We start from the raw sequence: 22,767 nt of genomic DNA, 5'->3' as shown, positions 1-22,767 counted from the left end.
GGAAGAGCTTCTACAATAGTTGTATCACAGCTTCCTGTCACAAAATGGTTCGAAACTATAGGTGACAGTACCATTGCTGATGCCATTCTTGACAGACTCGTTCATACAGCACACAGAATAGAGCTAAAAGGTGAATCAATGAGAAAAAAACAATAACTTTAATTGCCGTTAAAACGGTAACTGAAAACCCAAAAAGAAGGGGTGGTCAGAATGACCGGATTGGTGGTCAAGATCATCGGATTAAACATCCTGACATTTTCGCTTTATGTCTTTTAAGATTTTGGAATCACTTTCATACACTAAATGATCGTGGATTATATTTTCAATGGGTTTTACCAATTCTGAGATCACTTTATCTGTAGGAGGATTGATACTGTATTTTTCTTTAAAATTGATTTTTATTTCTGTAATACCTTCTAAAAACGCACCCATATTCTTTCGATATTGGGTAAAATAATTGAAGATCAATTCATTAAAATCTATCAGATCTTTATTAAATCTTGACTGCCAATCTTGATAATGATCTTGAGATTTCTCAAACTTCGATTTGATGGCTTCAACAGAAATCACCAAGTATTGAACATTTCCTGTAAGTTGAAAAATTTGCTTGGCATTTTCATCTTGATTACCACGTCGGTCATAGACAAAAGCCTCAAACAATTTTTCATATTCAAAAGTAAGAAGCACTTCAATCCTCAAAATGTTTAATTTCAATATCGAGCTTCCTAAAGTTCCTTTTTTTATTTCATCTACATAGGATTTGATAAGTGACAGCTGATTTAAAATATTATTCTTGGAGAGATTAAACCACATCAAGTATAATTTTCTCAAATTAGTACTTTGTCGCTTTCTTTGTATCTTCGTAAAAGCAATGGTAAATGTTGCACCCAGTAAAAAAGAAAGTAAAACCCCTAAATGTTCTTTAATCAGATCATATAGGGATTTTAGTTCAGTGAATATTTCCATTTTTTTCGAATAAGCATTTTGATAATATGATCTTTTCTTGAGTATCTAATAACAACTTTGAAATAAAGTTCTAGATCAAATCCAAGCCCAATTCTTTTAAGTATTGATTGTGTTTGTCGGTGTTTTCTTTGATTTTTTCATTAATCGAAGTCAGTTTTCTGTTTACATCCTTAAGATCAATATTCACTTCATCTTCAGATGTGCTTACGTACCTTGAAATATTCAAGTTGTAGCCGTTCTTTTCGATTTCTTCCATTGAAACCCTACGAGCGTATCGCTCCACGTTTTCAGGTCGGTGTTTATAAGTTTCAACGATTTTCTGAATGTCGTTTGGCTCGTCTTCTTCGCCTTCTCTTAGAGTGTTTTGTCGTTTACCTTTTTCGTAATGCTCACTAGCGTTGATGAATAATACATCATCTTGCTTCTTGCATTTTTTCAACACCAAAATACAAACGGGAATTCCTGTCGAATAGAACAAGTTGGAAGGCAAACCAATGACCGTATCAATATGATTATCCTTTAATAATTTCGTTCTGATGCGTTGTTCTGCTCCGCCTCTGAATAAAACCCCGTGGGGTAAAATAATAGCCATTGTGCCTTCTTTTCCTAAAAAGTGAAAACCGTGTAATAAGAAAGCAAAATCGGCTGCTGATTTTGGTGCTAAACCGTAACTTTTGAAACGGAAATCTTCTGCCAAGGTATCGTTTGGTTCCCAACGCAAACTAAAAGGTGGATTGGCAACTATGGCATCAAACTCTACCTTTTTGCTTGGGTTCATCTCATTGAGAATTTGCCATTGATTTTCTAAGGTGTCTCCGTGGAAAATCTCAAACTCGGTATCTTTCATTCCGTGCAAGAGCATATTCATTCGGGCAAGGTTGTAGGTGGTGATGTTTTTTTCTTGTCCGTATATTTTACCAACACTTCCGCCATTGTCTTTGATTCTCTTTCTTACATTGAGCAATAAGGAACCTGAGCCACAGGCAAAATCAAACACTTTATTTAGTTTATTCTTTTTACCGCTTGTTGGGTCTTGACTATCAAGGGTAACGATTTCTGAAAGAATGGTGGATATTTGTTGGGGTGTATAAAACTCTCCTGCTTTTTTGCCCGAACCTGCAGCAAACTGACCAATCAAATATTCATAGGCATCTCCAAGTGTATCTGAATCGGTAGAAAAATTGGCAATACCCTCTGATATTTTTTGAATGATGATACAAAGCTTTTTATTTCGCTCGGTAGGTGTCCTGCCGAGCTTTTCTGAGTTCAGGTTGATTTCTGAAAACAATCCTTGAAAAGCACTGTCAAAAGATTCTTCTTGAATGTATTTAAACCCTTTTTCTAAGGTTACCAATAAATCACCGTTTTGGGTACGAGCCATTTCGCTGATGTTGCTCCACAAGTATTTGGGTTTAATCACATAATGCACTTTTCTACGCATCTGCGCTTCGAACTCCTGAATATCTTCTTTATTTTCCAAATACCAGATTTGTAAAGGTGAATTAACTTTGAGTTGAGACTTTACGTCACGTGGAGTCTCATCTGGATAGTCTGAACCCAATTCTTTTTTGGCAGACTCTTCGTAATTGTGCGACAAGTACCGCAAAAAAAGAAACGAGAGCATATAATCACGAAAATCATCTGCATTCATTGCTCCTCGCAAGTTGTCTGCTATATCCCAAAGGGTTTTACCTAATTGTTTTTGGTCTTTTAATGTCATAATTCTTGTGTCTCTTGCGGTTCATTAAATAGTTCATCATTGAACTTGTAGTTTCTTTTAAAATTTTCAAAAATTTCTCCGAAAATTCCTTTGTTCTGTTCAACCATTTCAGTTGGTTCAAATAATGAATAGCCACCGTGATTCATTACATTAATCATTCTACTTCGAAGTGTTCCTTCCTCATCATCATCAGATATGACTATGCAGTCCTTCCAAGAACTGAAACCGTGAAAATTCGCTGCCTTTTCTAATACATTTCGAAGGATATTAAAATGATAGGTGTACAATTTATCTTCTTTGATTGCTTTATCTAACTGTTGAATGACTGAAATGTGGTAAATAAATGGCGTATCGCTAGTCCATTTGTAGTTATACCCATCTGAACCATTTCTCAATAATAGTTTTCTAGCACCACTACCTAGTTCATTGCACAGCACATTAAAAAATAAAGAGTGGTGCGTTGATATAACAGTTTTTACTTTGTTGTTATCTGATTTAAGAATTCGACCAAGGAAATGTGCAACAGCAATTACGTTTATATCATCTAAAGAAGAAATAGGGTCGTCAATGTATAAATAGTCAACCCATTCATAAGGTTCTTGTTTCTCTAAGGCAATTTGAGCAATTGCAAGAAAAAAGCACCAAATAAAAATCCTTTCTTCTCCTCTTGAAATTTTAATATTAGGTAATGTAACCGAGTTACCATCAATTATAATTTCCTTGCTGAAAACAACTTTACTTTCTTCAATATTCGTCCGAAAGTTGAAATCGAAAAATTGTCGTAATAAGGGTCTTATCCTATCATCAATTGACGAACCTTCTAAATCATCAAAAAAAGTTGATGTTGTATTAATATTCAGATACCGTTCACTATCACCATCCAAGTCATTATTCCACCAAAATAAATCTTCGGTGAAGGCATTGAAATATAACGTGTCCCTTTCTTTCCCTTCTGTTTGTTTCCCCAACTCTTTAAACTCTGTAGAAAGTCTTGTTTTACCTGTTCCATTATAGGCATAAACCAATGTAAATCTTTTATTGCTTTCTCTTATGTTTTGAGCAAATGTAGCTAAACTCTCAATTGTATGTACTTCTGTAGCCATCTTCTAATCATTAATTTTCGGAAACAAACCCTGCATCAAGCCTTTTTTGTGCAATTGCAATTGCTCAATTTTCTCACCCTGTGCTGCGATAAGGGCATCTAGAGACGAAAGACAAGAAGCGATTTTTTGTTGTTCTTGAATGGTTGGGGGAACCATAATTTCAATTTTGTAAATATTTGTTTTTGACAAACTAGGAACCCCACCTGCCTCATTGTGATTTCTCCAATTGATATTTTCAAAAACATAAAAAATGTACTTTGGTAAACAGTCCTTGAATGAATGTGTGAAGAATAGAGTGTCAACCGTCCAAAACTTCCCACTTAAAAACATTGGTTTATCAATCGTTCCCTTACGACCTATGCAAACACTTTCTCCATCATATAAATAATCATCTACAGAAAGCATATAACCACCCGAACCATAAACAGGAATTTCTCCCTTTTCCAAATGCTTATAATCTCTCCCATTTCCAATATCAAATAATTCTTGAAACTTCTTCTCCACCCACTCCCCATCTTTCTCAAACTCATTAAACCGATACTTCGGCACTTTCTCACCCGCTTGCGGAAAAAGGTTTTGCATCAAGCCTTTTTTATGGTCTTTGAGTACATCCAACTTTTGGCTTTGGGCGGCTATTAATTCATCTAAAGAAAAGAGGCAAGAAGCGATTTTTTGTTGTTCAAGTAACTTTGGAATAGAAATTTTTAAACTTCTGATTGCATCAGTATCTAAAAAGGGCTGTGCATTACCCACAAACAATTTTCTTTGCTGGTTTAGTATGGAATCAGATTTTAAATAATTGTAAATAAAGAAATTGTCATTATTGCTTAATCTTATTCTTGGTGCATTGTAGCTATATGCTAAATCATTAAATTCTTCAGGGACAATAAATGTAATACCTGCTGTGGCTCCAGTGCCTGCAATTAATAAATCGTTTGTTTTGACTCGAAAGCGTTTTATATCGTCCGAATCTTTCACATAAACAGGTGTATCACTCAAAAAATCATTAATTCTTAACAAACGAATTCCTTTTGATTTGTCCTCAACGTAACTCAAGTGTTGAGAAGCAGCACCTCTTTTTATTTCAGCAATTTCACCTAATTGCTTTTCCTTCCACTCCCCCTCATTCAAAAACTCAGGAAAACGGAATTCGGGTATCAATTTATCTGTACTCATAAGCTGCTAATCCTGATATTTCACGCCCTTGGGCCAATTTTTTTAATTGAGGTAATAAGTCTTCCATCAAAGCCAATTCTTTTACCCTGCGTTCTTTCCAACTCAATTCTAGAGGTGCTAACAAGTCGGTGAGTTTTTCACCGTCAAAAATCATTCGGCTCAGAATCTTTTCTACAAAGGTTTTCAGGTCTGAGGTTTGCAATCCGTGTTTATGGGCAATTGCAGCCAATTCCTTTTCGTTTTTCTCTACCACAAAGGCTTCGTAACCCTTGCGTAGCGTTTCCACATCTTGTCCGCTGTTCCAATCCAAACTGTTGATGTATTCGGTTAAATCTTCCTGCTCGTCCATCAGGTTGGCATTACCACTCAGCAAGCTAATGACCTGTGCTTTGGTCATTTTTTGCTTGGCAGGCTTTTGTTGCGTGCTATCGGCAATCAAACTCATTATGTAGTCGTAATCAATCACGGCAGAGGCAAACAACACAAATTCAAAATCCAATTGCTGGATGTCGGGCGGTGCTTGATCGCCTTTCTCTTGTTGTATTTTACGCAACTGTTTGGCAGTTTCTATATACGAGCTGCGGAACTCTTGCAAGGTTTCTTTTGGCAAAATGGCTTCAATCTGTGCTTGCTGCGCTTCGTCAATATCAGTGTATTGGTCTAATTGGGTTTTGAGTCGCTGAACCTCTTTAAAGTTCTTAACAAAAGCAATTCGAGCGGCATCACCTTTTATATTGTAAACTTCCTGCGGTTCATTTACTAAATTATGATCTTCCATAAATACCCCCAATTTTTCAACTGCTTCTTTGTATTTTTCTATCACCATAGGGGCAGGGTCAACCAACCAAATTTCTTTGGCTTGTCCGTTATCTTCGCCTGAGAACAAGGCAATGGCGGTATTTACGGCATCTTGCTGAGAGCGGAAATCCAAAATATTGCCATAGGGCTTGGTATCGTTTAGCACACGGTTGGTACGTGAAAATGCTTGAATCAAGCCGTGGTATTTCAGATTTTTGTCCACGTATAAGGTATTCAAGTACTTGCTGTCAAAACCTGTGAGCAACATATCTACCACGATAGTAATGTCTATCTTATGCTTATGCGAATAGTCTTTGTTGGCATATTTATGATCTTTGATGCGTCTTTGCACATCCTGATAATACAAATCAAATTCGTTGATCCTGTGGCTTGAGCCAAACTGTCTATTGTAATCATCAATAATCAGTTTAAGAGCAGCTTTTTTCTCATCGGGATTCTGTTTATTATCCTCTTTTTCCTGTACCAAATCCTCTTGAATTTGCTGAATGTCTTTGTTGCCTTCGGCAGGTGGCGAAAACACACAAGCAATATTCAAAGGCTCAAAATTCGGGTCTTCTTCTTGTCGCTGTTTTTGAATGTCCTTGAAAAGTTGATAATATTCAATGGCGTTGTTGATAGATGCCGTTGCCAATACCGCATTGAATCTTCTTGAATTGGTAGCCGCATTGTGCTTGTCTAAAATAGCTTCCACCACTGCCTGTTGCGTTATCTGTTCGCCTGATTTTGCTTGATGTGTTCCTTTGCCTTTGAAATAGTCAATATGAAATTTCAGTACATTCCTATCATCAATGGCATTCGTAATAGTGTAAGCGTGCAAACGCTGTTCAAATATATCCTCAGTGGTTTTGTAAGATGCTTCTTCACCTTCTCGGATTTGATAGGTAGCATTTTCTCCAAAAATAGGCGTACCTGTAAACCCAAACAATTGCGCTTTTGGAAAAAACTCTTTAATGGCTTTGTGATTTTCACCAAACTGTGAACGGTGGCACTCATCAAAAATGAAAACCATTCGCTTATTACTCAATGGTTCAAGGCGTTCTTTGTAATTTTTCTTATACGAACCGTCCAAAGCCAAACCCAATTTCTGAATAGTGGTTACAATTACCTTGTCGGCATAATCGGTAGAAAGTAAACGCCTTACCAAAGTTTCGGTATTGGTGTTTTCATCTACACTGCCTTCTTGAAATTTATTGAATTCCTCACGGGTTTGTCGGTCAAGGTCTTTTCTATCCACCACAAACAGACATTTTTCAATATCGGGATTGTCCTTTAGTAGGGTTGATGCTTTGAAAGAAGTCAAGGTCTTGCCACTTCCAGTGGTATGCCATATATAGCCATTCCCTCTGTTTTGGTGAATGCAATCCACTATAGCTTTCACGGCATACACTTGATAAGGTCGCATGACGAGCAATTTCTGCTCACTCTCTACCAAAACCATATATTTGCTAATCATTTCCCCAAGCGTACACTTGGTTAGGAGTTTTTCGGTAAAATCGTAGAGTCCGTTTATTTTTTTATTGTCGATATCTGCCAATTCATATACTGGCAAAAATTGTTCGTCTGCATTGAAAGCAAAATGTTGATTCTTGTTATTAGCGAAATAAAGGGTTCTCCCACTATTGCTCACAATAAATAACTGCATAAAGCAAAGTAGCGAATTTCCGTAACCATTGCCCGGTTCGTTTTTGTAATCCACGATCTGCTGCATCGCTTTTCTATGCGAAATATCTCCCTTTTTAAGTTCTATCTGAACTGTAGGCAAGCCATTGATCAATAAAATGACATCAAAGCGATGATGGCTGTTTTCAGTATTAATGCGTAATTGATTAATGACCTCAAAGTCGTTCTTACACCAATCTTTATTGTTCACCAAGGTATAATGCAAAGGTGTTCCATCTTCACGCTGAAAATATTGTCTTTCTCGGAGCATTTTAGAAGCAACAAATACATCAGGCTTGATGATATCTTCTCTCAGTCTAAAAAACTCTTTATCAGATAGCCTAACTCGGTTAAGCGCTTCAAATTTGATTCTAAAGTTTTGCTCAAGCGATTTACGATCTACAATGTCAGATCTATAAATATATTTTAGATCAATAAGTTGCTTGACAAGATTTTCTTCAATTTGGTTTTCCTTGATCATTCTTTTACAAAATAAACTTAAAAAAAAGTGATGCCTATTTGAGCAGCAATTTAGTGGAAATTAGGTTTAGATTGAATTAAAAGATTAAACTTCTTGGGAGAATGAGGGTTAATTATTGTCTTTTGGAGATTTTTGAAAAGTCAATATTTTACATGTTGATAGAGCCGACCTGACTTATGAAGAAGTTTCATTATTGAGTAAATTGACTAAATTTAGTATTAAACAGCAACTTTTTTCAAGGTTGAATTCACTTTTCCAAAATCGATCTCTTCAAAATCTCGCTTCGCCTTTTCTTGTACATCTATATCTTTTGTTTCTAAAATATTTGACATGTACTTTAGCCTTCTTTTTACACTTTCTATAAGATCACACCATTTCATAATCCAAACCTCAATATTCTTATTTTCATTTCTGAAAAATAAATACGGATTCTCTTTATCTTTGACTCTGCCAGAAATTTCGAATTGTGCATCTTGGTTAATATCTGTGCTGATTAGTAATATTTTATAGTTTAGATTGTCACTTAGAGAGCTTAATTGTTCTATTTGTCGAGCATATTTCATTACTTGAGTTATTTCCTTTGGACTAATCTTTACTTTTGGTGCTTTTAATTCAACTATAAGTACTTCTCTTTTCTTATAGTCTAAAATTCTTTCATGATACATAAATAAATCAGTTATTGAGTTTACAGATTTTTCAATTTTCTGATTTAAATTATCCTTTGTTTTTGAGGGTTTGAACGTCAAGCAATCATTTCTTAGTTGAGTTAAATTATTTTCAAGATTTTTATCAGATAATAATCTTGTTGTTTCATTAAATTCTTCCCCAAAAACCCACAACATTTTTTCTAAATATTTATGAAGTTCTTTACGTTCTTTAACGTTTTTAGAAATCTCACCATATACTAATTTCTCAAGAAACTCAATATCTTCAATTTTGGAGGCTACTTTGTCTGAAAATTCAATTATATTTTCTAAATCAGTTTTCACAAGTAAATCCGAGAATTTAGAAGTCATTACTTTATTAAGCTTTAATATGTTGCCAAGAATTCTATCCAACTCTCCATTTGATATTGTTCTGTCAATTAGAGGATAGATAATTTCTCTTAACTTATTTTCTTCTTTTAGAATATGATATTTATCTTCAACTAAATAAGCAAGTTTATCAAATAATATTATTTTTGACTTTGAGCTTGATTTTTCTTTGTAAGGGTAGAAATCATCACTTTTAAGCTTCTCAGAAAAGTTGTCAAATTCAGTATTTCTTTCTTTAAAAAACTCGTTCAGTATATCTTTTATTAAACTTCTATACTGTTTCCAGTCTGCATCTAAATCATCTAAATCAATATTTCTGTATAAATCGGCCGATATAGTTGGAGAAGTAATATAAATAAACCAACCTCCAATTTTTGGACTCAACCAACTTGCGTCATATTCAAAACCTTTAGCAATAGTATTTAGACCAGCATTAGATGTTGTAAGGAAAACTTTAATTTTTTCATATTTTTTGATTTGCATAAAATCTAACAGGACTTTATGTTCTTTTCCTTTTGAATCTGTAAATTTTGTTGCTTTTTTAATTGGTTCATTTAAAACAAAGTCTTTGGGGTTTATTTTTTTCCCATTTATATGAAATTTTATTTCTTCATTAAAAATTTTTAGAGGATATCGTTCAAAAATTGCATCAGCTATATTCGGAATTAAAAATTTGTCTATAATTTTTTTCTTGGGCTCAGTATCTGTTATGGTAGAATCATAAAGATTTGAAATTGTCACCTTATAAAATGGAGTGTGATTTTTTCCTTTTAAAATTTCTTCTTTAGTGTCTACTTGTACTTCTGAAACATTAATATTTTTACCAAAATCATTAAAAAATAAGGGGATGAATGCTTTTGAAAAATTCTTATAAATATCTGAATATGCTATTGTTTCTATTTCAATTTTTTGTCCTATTTGAAATGATGCAAATCTACCAATTCCTTTACCACCGTCCTTATTAGCTGTTCCAATATCAAGTAATTTTCGCTCTATCTCAGAATTATGTACACCAATTCCATCATCCTTAATTGCTATTTTTTTTATTGCTAATGGATGAACTTCATTTTCAAGTGTATAATCTAAGTCAATCCAAATATTTTTACTTTTTGCTTGAATTGAATTATTTATTAACTCGCAAAATGCAGTAAATGTACTGATGTAACTTGCAAAAAGTTCGTTGACTAATCTTGAATTTGTCGTTAATTTTCTTTTCATCTTTTTAATCAAAATTATCAATTTCGAAATTCTTCCATAATATATCCAAAAAACTTAATAATACTGAAGTATAGAATTCAATTGACACAAAGTGTCTCATAATATAATGAAATTAGATGGTGGAATTTCTATATATCTTCTTGATAGGAAATAGCTTTATTTGTAGTCTAAAAGAAAGTCCAACTCCTTTGGGTATTTATTAAAAGATATTACCTTCTTTTTTGCGTCATTATAATGGTTCTCTTTTACATATTGGGTCTTCATAGAGTCCCATCTGTTTTTAACAGTCTGAATGTGGTCGTCAAGCTCTGGATGAGCCATAAATATTGTCAAAATAGTTTCAATCTGGTGACGAATTCTTTCATATTCAATTCCTAATTCTCGATGTTTCTCTGCTTTTTCTCCAGGTCTAATAAATGATTGATACCCGGTTAAGATTGCAACAATAAACAAAATGAAAGGTAAAATGTATTCTTTGACGCAAGGGTAGTCTACAAACGGAAATCGATAAGTAAAAGCTACAACTGTAGATAAGATAAATGCCCATATCCCGGTCCGTCGCTCCGTTTTGCTGAAAGATACAGATTGAAAGCAATGAGCGTATTCAAGTTGGTGAACCTTTCTCATCCAATCTAAAAGCATAAGTTCTTTTTTACTCATAATTGACTGTCAATTTTGTCCAATAGATATACTGGAGAGATATTCATTTTTCTATTTACTTCAGATTCCGTTATTTGTTTTGGACCAATGACAAAAGATTCCCCTAGACCATCTTTTCCTGTAAATGAAAAAATTGTTGCAGAGCAATATGGCGAATTTTTATGACCTGATTTATGAAGCTTGCTTGGTTTAATCTCATAAACTGCCAGATCGTAATGAACTTCTTCGCTAACTTTAATGAGTTCTGCATCAATATTATTATTCACAGCTTTGGAGTTGTGTTGGTTAACTTCATTCAAAGAATCGTTATAGACTACTTTGAAAAATGAATGTTTTGCAATTGGGGAATTTTTTATATACTCAAATCTGTCATTGATTATTTTGCCTGTTAAGACCCAACTTTTTGCAAAAAATGTATGTGAATGGATTGAAAAATCTTCAACTTTTTTTAAGTCCATGTAATCATTTAGAGAATCATCCCATATGTGTAGTCGCAAAAAATCAAAGGTTTCTAAAGTATTGTCTTTTTTATATAGTGGAATTGATAAAAAGCCTTGTGATCCAATTGATGATATAGTGAAAGTTGTTGGAATTATCCTTATTGATTTAGAGAGTAAATGCCATACAGATTTTGTGTCAAGTTGCAAATTGTTGTCCCTACAAAATATTATTTCACGAGTACCTAATAATCTACAAATAAATGATTGTATATAATTGTCAGTTTGCTTATCTATAGCTTGTTGAAGATCAACAATTGTTACATCTTCATTTTGCTCAAATAATAGGTTAAGCAGGATGTCTTTAGAAACGATATAATTTTTAAAGCTTTCACTATATCCTTTTAAGAGTGGATCATAAAAGTCAATAAACTCTGTTTTTGTAATTATTTTATTCTGTTTCATGTTTTTATTAAAATCTTACTTACATAATCAAAATCCTCAATTTGAGCTGATTTCGAGGCCTAAATCCTGATTGGTCAGTCCTTCCCGATAAATATCGGGAGGCTTTTTAATTCCCCAACTCCAACTTTATTCATAAGAATCATTTTAGCGAGGAGCCGGATTGTAGTGGAGGTAGCCTACCCCGAACCTGATTCGGGGAGACCCGTATGCCGATGATAGCCCCGATCAATGGTCCTATACTCGGGACAAATCGTGAGAGGCGCACTCCCGCTTAGGCAGGACAAACTGTGGGTTTATGGCTCACAGCCATCTATGCGACTATAGCCAGTTTTTCTCTTTGATAATTTCTTCGTCATACGTTTCTGGCGTAAGTGTCGCACTAATAATTGGTTTTCCACAATCAGGAACCATTATAGCAAATCTTTGATAGTCGCATGTATACTCCACAAGGAATTTTGTATAATCAACAGCGTCTGCTAGTGATAACAATTCATATTGTCCTTGTATGGGAGGTAACTCAGGGTTATTGTGCGTAACTAAGTGAGATATAAATTCAGCTCTACCAATCCAACATCCACCAAAAGTGTGTTGTCCATCTACAAAGTTTGTCCACTTTTTAAATTCGCCTGTGTTTAGTAGTTGACCGTTGTCCAATTCTACAGTTCCTGAGAATACAACCCAACTTTCTATTCGTGGTTTTGAAACTTCGTTCTCAATGTAACTACTTATAATGAATTCTACATTTAGTATGATTTGAGCTGTTGCAAGATTTTCTGTATTGAGTTGTCTCTTGAGTTCGCTTTTTAGACCATCTATAAAGTGTCTAGTTACATTGTCGAATGTTCCGTCACCTTGATAGCTCTTTTCTAATGTCTTAAAAATTGAAGAAATGGTTTTATTGTTTAGTAATGCGGTCCCTGCAATACAAATAGCAAAATTGACATCATTTACTTTAACATTAAAAAGCTTCCTAGCCATTCTCGACCAACTTACAGGAATATTGATAGGTTGAGCAAGGTCGAACATTTGGTTAGTCCCAAGTTGTTGAGCTTGAGTAATTGTTTGATTCCAGGTTGTCTGACTGTCAGCAGCTAATGCAATACCATCTGGAACTGCAATTACAATACAAATTGACATATGTTTAAATTTATTAGGTGTATTTATTAAAATTGGCTACAATGAGTCTCTTCACGCCATCATGGCGGATATTTCTTTATTCCCAAACCTACCCATTTCCATCCAAACATAAAATACCAACTAGTTGGTATTTTTAAAGTAAAAAACTAAAAAAAAAGCCCCATTTAAGAGGAATTTAAAAAATTAACTGTGATAAAACAACTTTCTGTCTCTTCTACTGCTTACCGCCTAACGCGGGTAGGACGACGGAGATCCAGGCCGGCGGCTGGATTGAGCGCTGATAGGATATCTTCGTCTTGATTTTTTGGTTACTTTTTGCATCAAGGCAAAAAGTAAAAGGCATCCTATACACACATTCCTCCTCAAAACAAAAAATATACTGATAAGAGTATTTTTATCAAGAAACCTTAAGAATTAGTCAGCAGAATAATGTCAAGCAATCCAATTACCTAACACTTCTCACTTTTTCATATTGTTTAAGTGCATTTTCATCAGTTATTTCTTCATACATGCAAACAAATTCAGAAAACGACATATTAAATGAATTCAAAATCACAAATAAAGTTGGGAGTTTGATTAATGATTTACAATTTAATAGTTCTGAGATTGTTGCTTTTCTTAGGTCCGTATTAAATGCTAACTCTTGAGCTTCAAAGTTTAAACCTTTAGGGATTCGATGGTTTTGATCTTCTAATTGCTTCTTCTTTGTTGCATCTTCCGCTATTTTAGTTTGCAAGAAAATAGAGATTTTGCCTTTTATTATTCTTGGATCTTGGTTTACCATAGCTACAAGGAAAAAAAATTAATTTTTTTTCAGTTACGGTATTCCGTATCTCAAATTTATTTATTAGATTAGCAGCATGTTAAAATCTAATAACTAAGAATAAAACTTATTATTAAATAAATATTCGTTTTACGAGCCTCGTCACAAAATCTGACAATTTTCCGAACGAGGGTAAGTGAGACGAGCCATATCCCTATATTTGCAAATAGGGTGGGCTCTCTCTTTTATGCCTAATGTTCGGAACCCTTAGAAATAAGGGTGGCTTTGTCAGAGCCGTGTGACATTAGAATTAGGAGAAATGCCTGCCCTTCCATTTTTTGGGAGAAACGCTTTTTCCTCTTTATTACTCGTTTTAATATTTTCCATCCATGAAATCGAGCAAAATATACAGCCACCTGATCATTCAACCTTTCTCCGATTTATTTGGAGGGGCTGGATTGTGCCTGTTTGCTTTGCTATGCGAGTCTGGAAAAAACTACCTTTCTGATCAGACAGAATCCCTCAAACCAACAGGAGATCCAGGCCTCTCAGCCTTCGATATCCTCTTTGAGCGCAAGCCCAAGAACCCTATCTAAACCTACTTTACCCAATGTGAGACTAGGCATCTACCCAGATATGTTTTTCCAAGGTCGCTACGCCATGGATGTCCTTGCACCTTCCCGATCCCATCGCTCCTGCAGAAGCACCATCGGAAAGATCCCCATTTATTAGCCATCAGGAACTATTCCCTGTTCCCGTACCAGCTGGAAAAAACGCAAGTTCTTCTAGCCTGATACACCTATGCCCTTTTTTTACAAGAAAGGATTCATAACCCAAGGAACAAAGTGAAAAGTAAAGCCTCAATCATCCCCAAGATGATCAAAGGATACCTCTATGTCAAATCTTAAATTTTCCCGATAGCTATCGGGACTAAGATTTAAAGCTACAACCCTCAGCCAGTGTCTTCAATTTCTAACCCTAAAAACAAGTGATGCTAAACTGGTTGGCAGCGGTCCACATTGCTGCGCACTGCGCTGGGGTTTTCTTGGGGGGCGTGAGGCGAGCAGAAAGACAATAATAAAGCGATTTAGTAAAGAATACTATTACGAGACATCTTCCCGCAAGTCTGCGGGACAGGCCCCTTTGGTCGATGTGACTTCCCCTAAAACAGATAACCTATTCAACCAATAATCCAATCCATAACCCTATGAAATACACCAGACCTCCAAATCCGCCATAGCCAAGTTCTTAAATCTACAATCTTCCAATCTTCCAATTTTAAATAACAAGGCCTCCCCGTCCAACTTTCTTCATAAGGTTAAGCGATGAATATAAACCCAAGTAGTACGGAGACACAGAAGGTGACGCTGCTACTGGACGGAGGAGTGGGGGAGTGCGCTCCATAGCTCCCCAGGCCGGCTCTGATTCCACTCTCTAACCTGCCGGCCTCCTTTTCTTCTTGATGAGTCCTTTGAGGTTTCAAAACCTCGAATGTCTTCACCAAACCACAACTTAATAACTAAGCACTAATATCCATAAATCAACAACATCCTAATCTTTCAATTTTCAAATCTTATAATCTTCCAATCTATGACCCCAACTTTCAAACCTTCAAACCTTCTAACACCTAATAACCCAATCAACTAATACCCAATAGCCCAAATTAACCATGAATACAGATATAGTATCAGAGATAGATTCTGACCCAAGACCTTTTATCCATATTCTGATCATAAAGGGAGCTGCTCAAATCAACTTCTCAACAGATAACCCAATAAACTAATCACAAATCAACTGAAATAATGAAGAAACAAATAACATTACTGATTGCCTTGCTGCTGTCTATTTATGCTTTAGGACAGCAGAAACTTGAGCCTTTAGACATAGGAGACAAGATTCCCAATCTCAAATTTGACAATGTTTTGAACCATTCTTCTGGTGAAATATTGATCTCTGACTTCAAAGGCAAATTATTGATCCTTGATTTCTGGGCGACTTGGTGTGCTCCCTGTGTGGCTTCTTTTCCGAAGCTTGATAGTTTGGATAAGGCTTTCGGTGATGACCTGGCCATCCTTCCTGTGACTTATCAAGACAAGGAAGAAGTAGAAAAGCTCTTTTCACGTATGGCTAAGCTGAAGGATATCAAAAAGCCTATGGTGTATGGGGATAATATTCTAAGAAGAATGCTCCCCCATAAGTCATTGCCGAATTATGTTTGGGTCAATGGAGATAGTGAAGTAGTAGGTATCTCTGAAGGAAAGGATGTTACCGCAGAAAATATCAAAAGCTACATTGATAATGGCGAAATCAATTTCGAGAACAAGGTTTATGAGGAAATTAGCTTTAATGCTACCACACCAATATTTTTAGAAAATTCAGAAGTATTCAAAGATGTTCTTGAATTTCAAATTTCCAAATCACCCTATGTTGCAGGAATAGATCTCTTTGCTAAAGTGAATTGGGGAATCGATGATAAGCCACTGGTGATATCTTTAGTCAATATGCCCTTGATAAATATATTCTCATATGCATATTGGGATAAGCCAAATGAGAGATTTTTTGGAACTAATAGAATAAAAATGGACTTGGCAGTTCAAGAAAAACTTAAGCCTGGGTATAGTGGTACTCAATTCTTGAATTGGTTGAATGATGGAAATGGACATAATGTGGAATTTATCATTCCACAATTTTTACTCCCAAAGAGAGATCAGATAATTGAAAATGCTTTGGACCTACTATTTCCAGAATACAAAGTCAGAATTGAACAAGCTAATTGGCCTGTGTATGCGCTGATTTATGAAGGTGAAAATATTAATCATCTAAAGTCTAACAAAAATTTAAGAGTCAATAAGGCAGGTTTCACCGAGTTGATTATGGAATATTGTGAAATTGAATCGTTCATCAGCCTTCTCAATATCAAAAACCTGAATAGGTATCCCAGACCGGTAATCAACCAAACAGGCATAGACTTTCCAATTGACCTTCGACTTGAAGGCAATCTTTTTAACCTGGAAGATTTACAAAAGGCATTGGCTATTTACAATTTGAAGTTAGTCGAAAAGGACGTGGAAATTGATGTCCTTCATATTCAATCTAACCAATAAGTTAATGCGTCTGGTACTTTCCTAAATGGGAAAGGAATTCTTACTCATCAATAATTAAAAACCAACCAAATATTATGACCAAACATGTACAGTAAACAATTTATCAAATATTCACTTATCTGCATATTGCTATTTCTTAGCATCCAGCAGCTAAAAGCACAATCCACTTATTCCGTAACAGGGAAGGTAAACACTGAAAACCAAGAAGCCGTCCCTGGCGCAATGGTCATCCTCAAAGGAAGTAGCAGGGGAGTTGTAACGGATGAAGAAGGTGTGTTTGAACTCAATCTTCCATCAGGGGATATTGTTTTGAGAGTATCCTACTTGGGTTATGCTACTGTAGAGAAAACTATTTCTGTTCCTATTTCTGAACCTATCCAAATTTATCTAAAGGAGGAAGGATTTAGTATGGAAGCTTTTGAAATTGTTTCCACAGGTTATGAGGAATTGCCCAAGGAAAGAGCTACGGGCTCATTTGCTCAAGTTGATAATGAACTCCTCAATCGCCGAATATCTACCAATCTTTTGGATAGACTTGAAGATGTGACTCCCGGGCTGGTATTTAACCGAACAGGAGGTGGAGACCCAATCAGCATCAGGGGTAGATCCACCATATCAGCGAATGCCAATCCTTTGATTGTGATTGACAATTTCCCTTATGATGGGCCATTGGAAAGCATCAATCCCAATGATGTAGAGTCTATCACCGTACTTAGAGATGCAGCGGCAGCCTCTATTTGGGGAGCAAGAGCTGGTAATGGCGTCATTGTCATTACCACCAAAAAAGGGCAAGCTGCAACCAAGCCGAAATTCAGTTTCAACACCAATACCAACTTCATAGAGGCTCCAGATTTATTTTATGCCCCTAGGATGGAAATTTCAGACTTTATCGGAGTAGAAAGGACACTATTTGACCGAGGGTTTTATCAATCCAGAGAAGTTAGCATAGACAGGCAAACACTCTCTCCAGGGGTGGAACTGATGATACAGCTTCGAGATGGGATAATCTCACAGGGAGAATATGATGAGAGATTGGCAGCACTCCAAAGTATCGATACCAGGAGTGAACTGAATAGACATTTCTACCAACCCCAAATCAATCAGCAACACTCAGCATCATTGAGTGGAGGGACTGCTACGCATCAATATGTTGTATCATTGGGCTATGATCAAAATAGGGCTAGTATAGTAGGAAACAAAAATGACAGAATAACATTATCTACCCAAAATACATGGAACCTTGCAAATGATCGACTTACACTTAATCTAGGAGTTTATTATGCCCAAAGAAATAATGTGGAGACCACCAAATTGCCAGATCTCTTCCCATATGATCGACTGGCTGACGAAGCAGGCAATGCCTTACCAGTGATCCAAGGGCTCTCTAAAAGGTACATCCAAGGTCTAGACAATCCATTCTTGCTTGATTGGACTTTTGTACCTATTGAGGAAATTGGGATGAGAAACGATAGACAGCAGAATACAGACCTAAGGGCAAATATGGCTTTGCAATATAAGGTCAGCAAGGATCTCAAACTAGACCTACAATATCAATACTGGCAGAATGCCGCCAACAACAAAGAGATAGTCTCTCAGGAAACATTCGAAGTAAGGGATTTGATCAATCGCTTTACACAAGTCGAGCCAGATGGGCAACTAAGCAGGGCAATTCCTATAGGAGCAATCTATAACAAGTCAGATATCTTTGCAAAAAGCCATACTGTAAGAGCACAATTAACTTACAATAAGAAGATTGGAAAGCACCAAGTATCTGCATTAGGTGGGGGAGAACTCAAAGATTGGACATCAAATACTGATCGCATTCGATACTATGGCTATTCTGAGCGATTTGCCAACTCTGAAAATGTCGACTACTTCACCAGGTTTAGGACTTTTCACAACAATAGATTAGCAAACATCCCTTATGGTGGAGGCCACTCGGGAAGCATAGATCGTTTTGTCTCAGCCTTTGCCAATGCTTCATACACTTATGACAAGAAATACATATTTTCAGCTAGCGCAAGGAATGATGCTTCCAACCTTTTTGGTGTCAGGGCCAATCAAAGGGCAGTACCGCTTTGGTCTACAGGTTTGGCTTGGATACTTAGTGAAGAGGGTTTTTATAGCTGGGTGGCAGTACCATATTTAAAACTAAGAGGTACTTATGGATTTAGTGGAAATATTGATAGAACAGTAACAGCATTTACTACAGCATCTGCGATGCAGGGCAATTTTAATCCAGTCTCAAGGCTTCCATATGCCCAGGTTTTAAATCCTCCAAATGAAAATCTTCGCTGGGAGCAGATTCAGATGACCAATTTCGGTTTGGATTTCGAATCAAAATCAGGACGTTTGTCTGGCTCCTTTGAATACTACATCAAAAACGGAGTTGATCTTTTCGGGACAATTCCTATGGCGCCATCATCAGGTGTGCTTACTTACAGAGGGAATTTTGCCAGTTCAAAGACACAAGGTTTGGACATGATCATCAGAGGAAAAATCGTGCAAAGGGCGATTAGATGGGATGCTTCATTGATTTACAATCATGTAAGAGACCGAGTAACAGGTTATGAAACACAAGCATCAGTATCAAACTATTTGGCATTTGCTGGGGGTTCAGATTTAATTTTTCCATTTGAAGGAAGACCTCTCTTTTCTGTTTACTCTTACCCATGGGGAGGCTTGAACCCAGATAATGGAAACCCAATGGGAATGCTCGATGGCGAACCTAGTGATAACTATACTGCCATTTTCAATGAAGCTACGCCTGAGTCTATCATTTTCAATGGGTCGGCTCGACCTACTTCTGTGGGAACTGTTTCAAATAATTTTTCCTATAAAGGTTTTAGCCTTTCCGCTAATATCACTTACAGATTTGGCCATGTATTCAGAAGGAGTTCAATCCTTTACAACAGCCTATTCAATGGAGACCTAGGTCATGAAGATTTTGGGAACAGATGGAGAAATCCAGGGGATGAATTGAGCACCCAAGTACCTTCCATGCCCTTAGGACTTAATGCAAATCGGGATAATATGTACCGTTATTCAGAAATACTGGTGGAAAGGGGAGATCATATCAGGTTACAAGATGTAAGGGTCTCGTACCTCTTCGATGAAATAAAAGGTTTCAATAGGCTAGAGCTTTATGCCTTTGTAAACAATCTAGGACTGTTATGGAAGCATACAGATTTGCCGATTGACCCAGATTTTAGGACTATGAGGCCACTGAAAAGTTTTGCTTTTGGAGTAAGAATAGATTTATAATTTAAAATGAATTTGAAATGAAAAAGTTAACATATATAACTATAGTCGTCATATTGAGCAGTTGTGCTGATTTTCTTGATGAAAGACCGAACAAAAACATTGTGATCCCTGAAACATTGGATGAACTTCAAGCATTACTTGATGCCTCACCAAGAGGAATGAACGAATCCCCAGGAGTTCATCAAATATCCTCTGATGATTTTGTGACAACAGACAATGGATTTACCGGGTTTAGAAACATCATTGAACAAAATGCCTACATTTGGAGTGAAGAGATTTTTGAAAATTTAGGATTAGATTGGTCAACCCCATACCTTCAGATATTTTATGCAAACATAGTCTTAGAGGGATTGAACAATTACAATTCGATCAATCAAGATGAAGAAGAAAGAAAAAAGGTAATCGAAGGAAGGGCATTATTTTACAGAGCTTTTGCCTACTATAACTTAGCTATTTGTTTTACTGATCATCCTGACAATAATCTTAACAATACCACAAAACTTGGTCTTCCACTCAAACTGTCCCCTGATATAAATGAACCTATTGCTAGAGCTGAACTTAGTGAAACATTTGAGAGAATTATTGAGGATTTAGAAGGAGCAGTACTTTATTTACCAGAAAACTATGACTTCATGACACGGCCTTCAAAAAGAGCTGCTTATGCCATGCTTTCTAGAGTTCATTTATATTTAAAGAACTATCAAAGGTCTTTGGAATTTGCTGATTTGGCACTGGGTATCGATGATGAACTTTTGGATTATAACAATGTTCAAACCTCATCTTTGTTTTCCTTCAATCTTGAAAACCCTGAAATAATTTTTTTCAATCAAATGTTAGCTTACTCTTGGAACTCAAGCACACTTTCATTTGTGAATCCCGAAATCTATGAAATGTATGCTGATGGGGATTTAAGAAAGGAAGTTTTTTTCAGAAATAGAGGATTTGGAATCAATTTCTTGGGGAACTATACAGGTGGTATCTTTTTTTTTACTGGCTTGGCTAATAATGAAGTTATGCTTAATAGAGCAGAATGTTTGGTTAGATTAGGAGAAGAAATTCAAGGAATTGAACAGTTGAACACCTTATTGGCAAAAAGATATAGAGTTGGTTCATTTGATGGAATAGAAAATCAACAAGGAGAATCTTTATTACAACTTGTATTAAAAGAAAGAAGAAAGGAATTATTATTCAGAGGAATTAGATGGGCAGATTTGAAAAGATTAAATACTGAACCTGGACTAGAGCAAACACTTAGGAGAGTGGTTTTTGGAACTGAGTATGTATTGGAGCCAAATTCTCCAAGATATGTATTCCCAATTCCACCTCAAGAGATTAATCAAAGCGGCATTCAACAAAATCAAAGATAAACAAAATGGGCAGGTTTTTGACCTGCCCAAAATTTTACAAAAGCTCAAACTCTCCAAAGCTTACGGCATCAGAATTGAGATCCTCTTCTTCATACAAACAAGGTATGGTTTCTGGATTGCAGACATAGTCAACACCTATCTGAAGTGTGGATGCATCAATCCATCCAACTACTCTGGAAGGATCTTCATCGTCAAAGATAGGAGCATAGCCCATTTGAGTTGTTGGCTGCGTAAATGCAAAAGCAAATACGGCAGCAAGTGTAAATATGCCTCCACGTAGAAGGCTAGATACTGAAAGTTTCATAATTTTGTAAATTAATTGTTAGTAATTAATGCCGGTCGTTTTGGCTTGCTTCCCTGCCGGGGGAAGTAGGTTAGCCTTTTGAGAGGGGCGGCCGGTTTTTTACCCCCCCCTGCTTTTGTCTGGCAACTACCTGGTAGCTTCACAGACCGATTATCTTCTTCTTTTCTTATTTAGTTTAACAGCTTACCCATATTTGATAGCTTTGTCCTTACTGCCCATAGGGTACATGATGAAACCGAATTACCCAACCTGACTACTGAATTTATTATCATTTAACTTTGATTCAATTGTTGCTTTTGTTGTCTATTAATTTAATTTCTCAACATCCTTCCTAAATGTTGATAGCCTTGATGCTTCTGGGAATTTGGTTTATTTTTTTCCTTTTCCTCGTTTGCATGGTGCTAATTTCCAAATCTTCATTTATATGGGAAAGTCCAAATGACCCTTTCGGTTTTTCTGAAAAACATAGGGTCATTTGACCCTTGCAAATAGTTAGGTGAGTTGGTTTTATGGGGGTATGGATCGAATTTATCGAACCTCCCCTGTGATTTGGGGTTCATCAAGGGTCGGTGTTTAATCAACCACTTTGTTTTCCAATCAGGTGATGGGTATGGTAGCCCAAGAGCGCAATACCCAAGAAAAGCAGGTTGAAAAATAAGTGCTCTGTCCACCCCAATTGGTTGAGGACCCCACCACAGGAACATGGAATCCTTCCAAAAATATTGGTCAAAACCAAGCTTATATAAATTGTAAAAGCAAGCATCAATAAGATGCTGATTACCAAGCCCTGTCTTCTTGTCCTTGGAAGGATCAACAGGATTACTGTTAGGAGTTCCAAGAATGGGATGAGATAAAGGATGATTTCCGATAGCCAAATTGGGAAGACCTGATTGTACAGTGAAGCCCGGGTATGCTCCCAATCGATAAGCTTATTGATGGCTGTATAACCAAAAAGAATGATCAGAAGCCAGGAATAGCCTTCATTGATGATTTCGAGAAATTTGATTGTGGATTTTCGCATCGCCAAAAATATGCGGATGCTTCAATTGTGGAAAGTCCATTTGACCCTATATTCAATGTCCTTAATTTA

General features: G+C 36.2%; 17 protein-coding genes. 5 read left to right on the top strand and 12 right to left on the bottom strand.

What is annotated here, in order from left to right; all coding sequences use genetic code 11:
* Positions 1–156, top strand: a 156-nt coding sequence (locus tag MM213_RS17515; protein ID WP_241414196.1) for an ATP-binding protein, incomplete at its 5' end; no start/stop codon positions are given.
* 84 nt (positions 157–240) lie between these two features.
* On the opposite strand, the gene MM213_RS17510 is transcribed toward MM213_RS17515, so the two are convergent.
* From MM213_RS17510 to MM213_RS17465, 10 genes are all read right to left on the bottom strand, one after another.
* Entirely contained in the window at positions 241–966 is a 726-nt protein-coding gene (locus tag MM213_RS17510; protein ID WP_241414192.1) for a hypothetical protein, read from the bottom strand.
* A 70-nt stretch (positions 967–1,036) separates the two neighbouring features.
* Positions 1,037–2,686 carry a type I restriction-modification system subunit M gene (locus MM213_RS17505; protein ID WP_241414191.1) on the bottom strand — a complete coding sequence of 550 codons (1,650 nt, stop codon included), beginning with the start codon at positions 2,684–2,686 and terminating at the stop codon, positions 1,037–1,039.
* A complete protein-coding gene (locus MM213_RS17500) occupies positions 2,683–3,789 on the bottom strand; it encodes an ATP-binding protein (RefSeq protein WP_241414190.1) in 1,107 nt (368 codons plus the stop codon). The genes MM213_RS17505 and MM213_RS17500 overlap by 4 nt, the downstream gene beginning before the upstream one ends.
* Before the next feature lie 3 nt (positions 3,790–3,792).
* A complete protein-coding gene (locus tag MM213_RS17495) occupies positions 3,793–4,965 on the bottom strand; it encodes a restriction endonuclease subunit S (RefSeq protein ID WP_241414189.1) in 1,173 nt (390 codons plus the stop codon).
* The gene (locus MM213_RS17490; RefSeq protein WP_241414188.1) at positions 4,952–7,924 is read right to left on the bottom strand and encodes a type I restriction endonuclease subunit R; all 2,973 of its coding nucleotides are present in this window, start codon (positions 7,922–7,924) and stop codon (positions 4,952–4,954) included. The genes MM213_RS17495 and MM213_RS17490 overlap by 14 nt, the downstream gene beginning before the upstream one ends.
* Positions 7,925–8,142: 218 nt before the next feature.
* A complete protein-coding gene (locus MM213_RS17485) occupies positions 8,143–10,176 on the bottom strand; it encodes an ATP-binding protein (protein ID WP_241414187.1) in 2,034 nt (677 codons plus the stop codon).
* A gap of 156 nt (positions 10,177–10,332) precedes the next feature.
* Positions 10,333–10,836 carry an SLATT domain-containing protein gene (locus tag MM213_RS17480; RefSeq protein WP_241414186.1) on the bottom strand — a complete coding sequence of 168 codons (504 nt, stop codon included), beginning with the start codon at positions 10,834–10,836 and terminating at the stop codon, positions 10,333–10,335.
* Complete coding sequence (locus MM213_RS17475) at positions 10,833–11,738, bottom strand: hypothetical protein (RefSeq protein WP_241414185.1); 906 nt, start codon at positions 11,736–11,738, stop codon at positions 10,833–10,835. The genes MM213_RS17480 and MM213_RS17475 overlap by 4 nt, the downstream gene beginning before the upstream one ends.
* Before the next feature lie 318 nt (positions 11,739–12,056).
* Positions 12,057–12,764 (bottom strand): hypothetical protein, encoded by a 708-nt coding sequence (locus MM213_RS17470; protein WP_241414184.1) that lies wholly within the window; start codon positions 12,762–12,764, stop codon positions 12,057–12,059.
* A gap of 556 nt (positions 12,765–13,320) precedes the next feature.
* Positions 13,321–13,659 carry a hypothetical protein gene (locus tag MM213_RS17465; protein ID WP_241414183.1) on the bottom strand — a complete coding sequence of 113 codons (339 nt, stop codon included), beginning with the start codon at positions 13,657–13,659 and terminating at the stop codon, positions 13,321–13,323.
* Positions 13,660–14,027: 368 nt separating this feature from the next.
* On the opposite strand from MM213_RS17465, the gene MM213_RS17460 reads away from it, so the two are divergent.
* From MM213_RS17460 to MM213_RS17445, 4 genes are all read left to right on the top strand, one after another.
* Positions 14,028–14,234 (top strand): hypothetical protein, encoded by a 207-nt coding sequence (locus tag MM213_RS17460; RefSeq protein WP_241414182.1) that lies wholly within the window; start codon positions 14,028–14,030, stop codon positions 14,232–14,234.
* 1,206 nt (positions 14,235–15,440) lie between these two features.
* Entirely contained in the window at positions 15,441–16,742 is a 1,302-nt protein-coding gene (locus MM213_RS17455; protein ID WP_241414181.1) for a TlpA family protein disulfide reductase, read from the top strand.
* 84 nt (positions 16,743–16,826) lie between these two features.
* Positions 16,827–20,006 (top strand): SusC/RagA family TonB-linked outer membrane protein, encoded by a 3,180-nt coding sequence (locus MM213_RS17450; RefSeq protein ID WP_241414180.1) that lies wholly within the window; start codon positions 16,827–16,829, stop codon positions 20,004–20,006.
* A 17-nt stretch (positions 20,007–20,023) separates the two neighbouring features.
* Complete coding sequence (locus tag MM213_RS17445; protein ID WP_241414179.1) at positions 20,024–21,373, top strand: RagB/SusD family nutrient uptake outer membrane protein; 1,350 nt, start codon at positions 20,024–20,026, stop codon at positions 21,371–21,373.
* 34 nt (positions 21,374–21,407) lie between these two features.
* Here the strand turns inward: MM213_RS17445 and MM213_RS17440 are convergent, their stop codons facing one another.
* Positions 21,408–21,677 (bottom strand): hypothetical protein, encoded by a 270-nt coding sequence (locus tag MM213_RS17440; protein ID WP_241414178.1) that lies wholly within the window; start codon positions 21,675–21,677, stop codon positions 21,408–21,410.
* Between the two features lie 577 nt (positions 21,678–22,254).
* Entirely contained in the window at positions 22,255–22,698 is a 444-nt protein-coding gene (locus tag MM213_RS17435; RefSeq protein WP_241414177.1) for a MauE/DoxX family redox-associated membrane protein, read from the bottom strand.
* Positions 22,699–22,767: the final 69 nt, after the last annotated feature.

Source organism: Belliella alkalica, assembly GCF_022549785.1.
GTDB classification, from domain to species: Bacteria; Bacteroidota; Bacteroidia; order Cytophagales; family Cyclobacteriaceae; genus Belliella; species Belliella alkalica.
Note: the sequence above shows the minus strand (reverse complement) of the source record. Positions and strands in the feature narration are given on the sequence as shown.

Excerpts from the sequence above, each read along its gene's own strand:
- MM213_RS17510 (WP_241414192.1), bottom strand. The coding sequence starts at position 966 with ATGGAAATATTCACTGAACTAAAATCCCTATATGATCTGATTAAAGAA.
- MM213_RS17505 (WP_241414191.1), bottom strand. The coding sequence starts at position 2,686 with ATGACATTAAAAGACCAAAAACAATTAGGTAAAACCCTTTGGGATATA.
- MM213_RS17500 (WP_241414190.1), bottom strand. The coding sequence starts at position 3,789 with ATGGCTACAGAAGTACATACAATTGAGAGTTTAGCTACATTTGCTCAA.
- MM213_RS17495 (WP_241414189.1), bottom strand. The coding sequence starts at position 4,965 with ATGAGTACAGATAAATTGATACCCGAATTCCGTTTTCCTGAGTTTTTG.
- MM213_RS17490 (WP_241414188.1), bottom strand. The coding sequence starts at position 7,924 with ATGATCAAGGAAAACCAAATTGAAGAAAATCTTGTCAAGCAACTTATT.
- MM213_RS17485 (WP_241414187.1), bottom strand. The coding sequence starts at position 10,176 with ATGAAAAGAAAATTAACGACAAATTCAAGATTAGTCAACGAACTTTTT.
- MM213_RS17480 (WP_241414186.1), bottom strand. The coding sequence starts at position 10,836 with ATGAGTAAAAAAGAACTTATGCTTTTAGATTGGATGAGAAAGGTTCAC.
- MM213_RS17475 (WP_241414185.1), bottom strand. The coding sequence starts at position 11,738 with ATGAAACAGAATAAAATAATTACAAAAACAGAGTTTATTGACTTTTAT.
- MM213_RS17470 (WP_241414184.1), bottom strand. The coding sequence starts at position 12,764 with ATGTTCGACCTTGCTCAACCTATCAATATTCCTGTAAGTTGGTCGAGA.
- MM213_RS17465 (WP_241414183.1), bottom strand. The coding sequence starts at position 13,659 with ATGGTAAACCAAGATCCAAGAATAATAAAAGGCAAAATCTCTATTTTC.
- MM213_RS17460 (WP_241414182.1), top strand. The coding sequence starts at position 14,028 with ATGAAATCGAGCAAAATATACAGCCACCTGATCATTCAACCTTTCTCC.
- MM213_RS17455 (WP_241414181.1), top strand. The coding sequence starts at position 15,441 with ATGAAGAAACAAATAACATTACTGATTGCCTTGCTGCTGTCTATTTAT.
- MM213_RS17450 (WP_241414180.1), top strand. The coding sequence starts at position 16,827 with ATGTACAGTAAACAATTTATCAAATATTCACTTATCTGCATATTGCTA.
- MM213_RS17445 (WP_241414179.1), top strand. The coding sequence starts at position 20,024 with ATGAAAAAGTTAACATATATAACTATAGTCGTCATATTGAGCAGTTGT.
- MM213_RS17440 (WP_241414178.1), bottom strand. The coding sequence starts at position 21,677 with ATGAAACTTTCAGTATCTAGCCTTCTACGTGGAGGCATATTTACACTT.
- MM213_RS17435 (WP_241414177.1), bottom strand. The coding sequence starts at position 22,698 with ATGCGAAAATCCACAATCAAATTTCTCGAAATCATCAATGAAGGCTAT.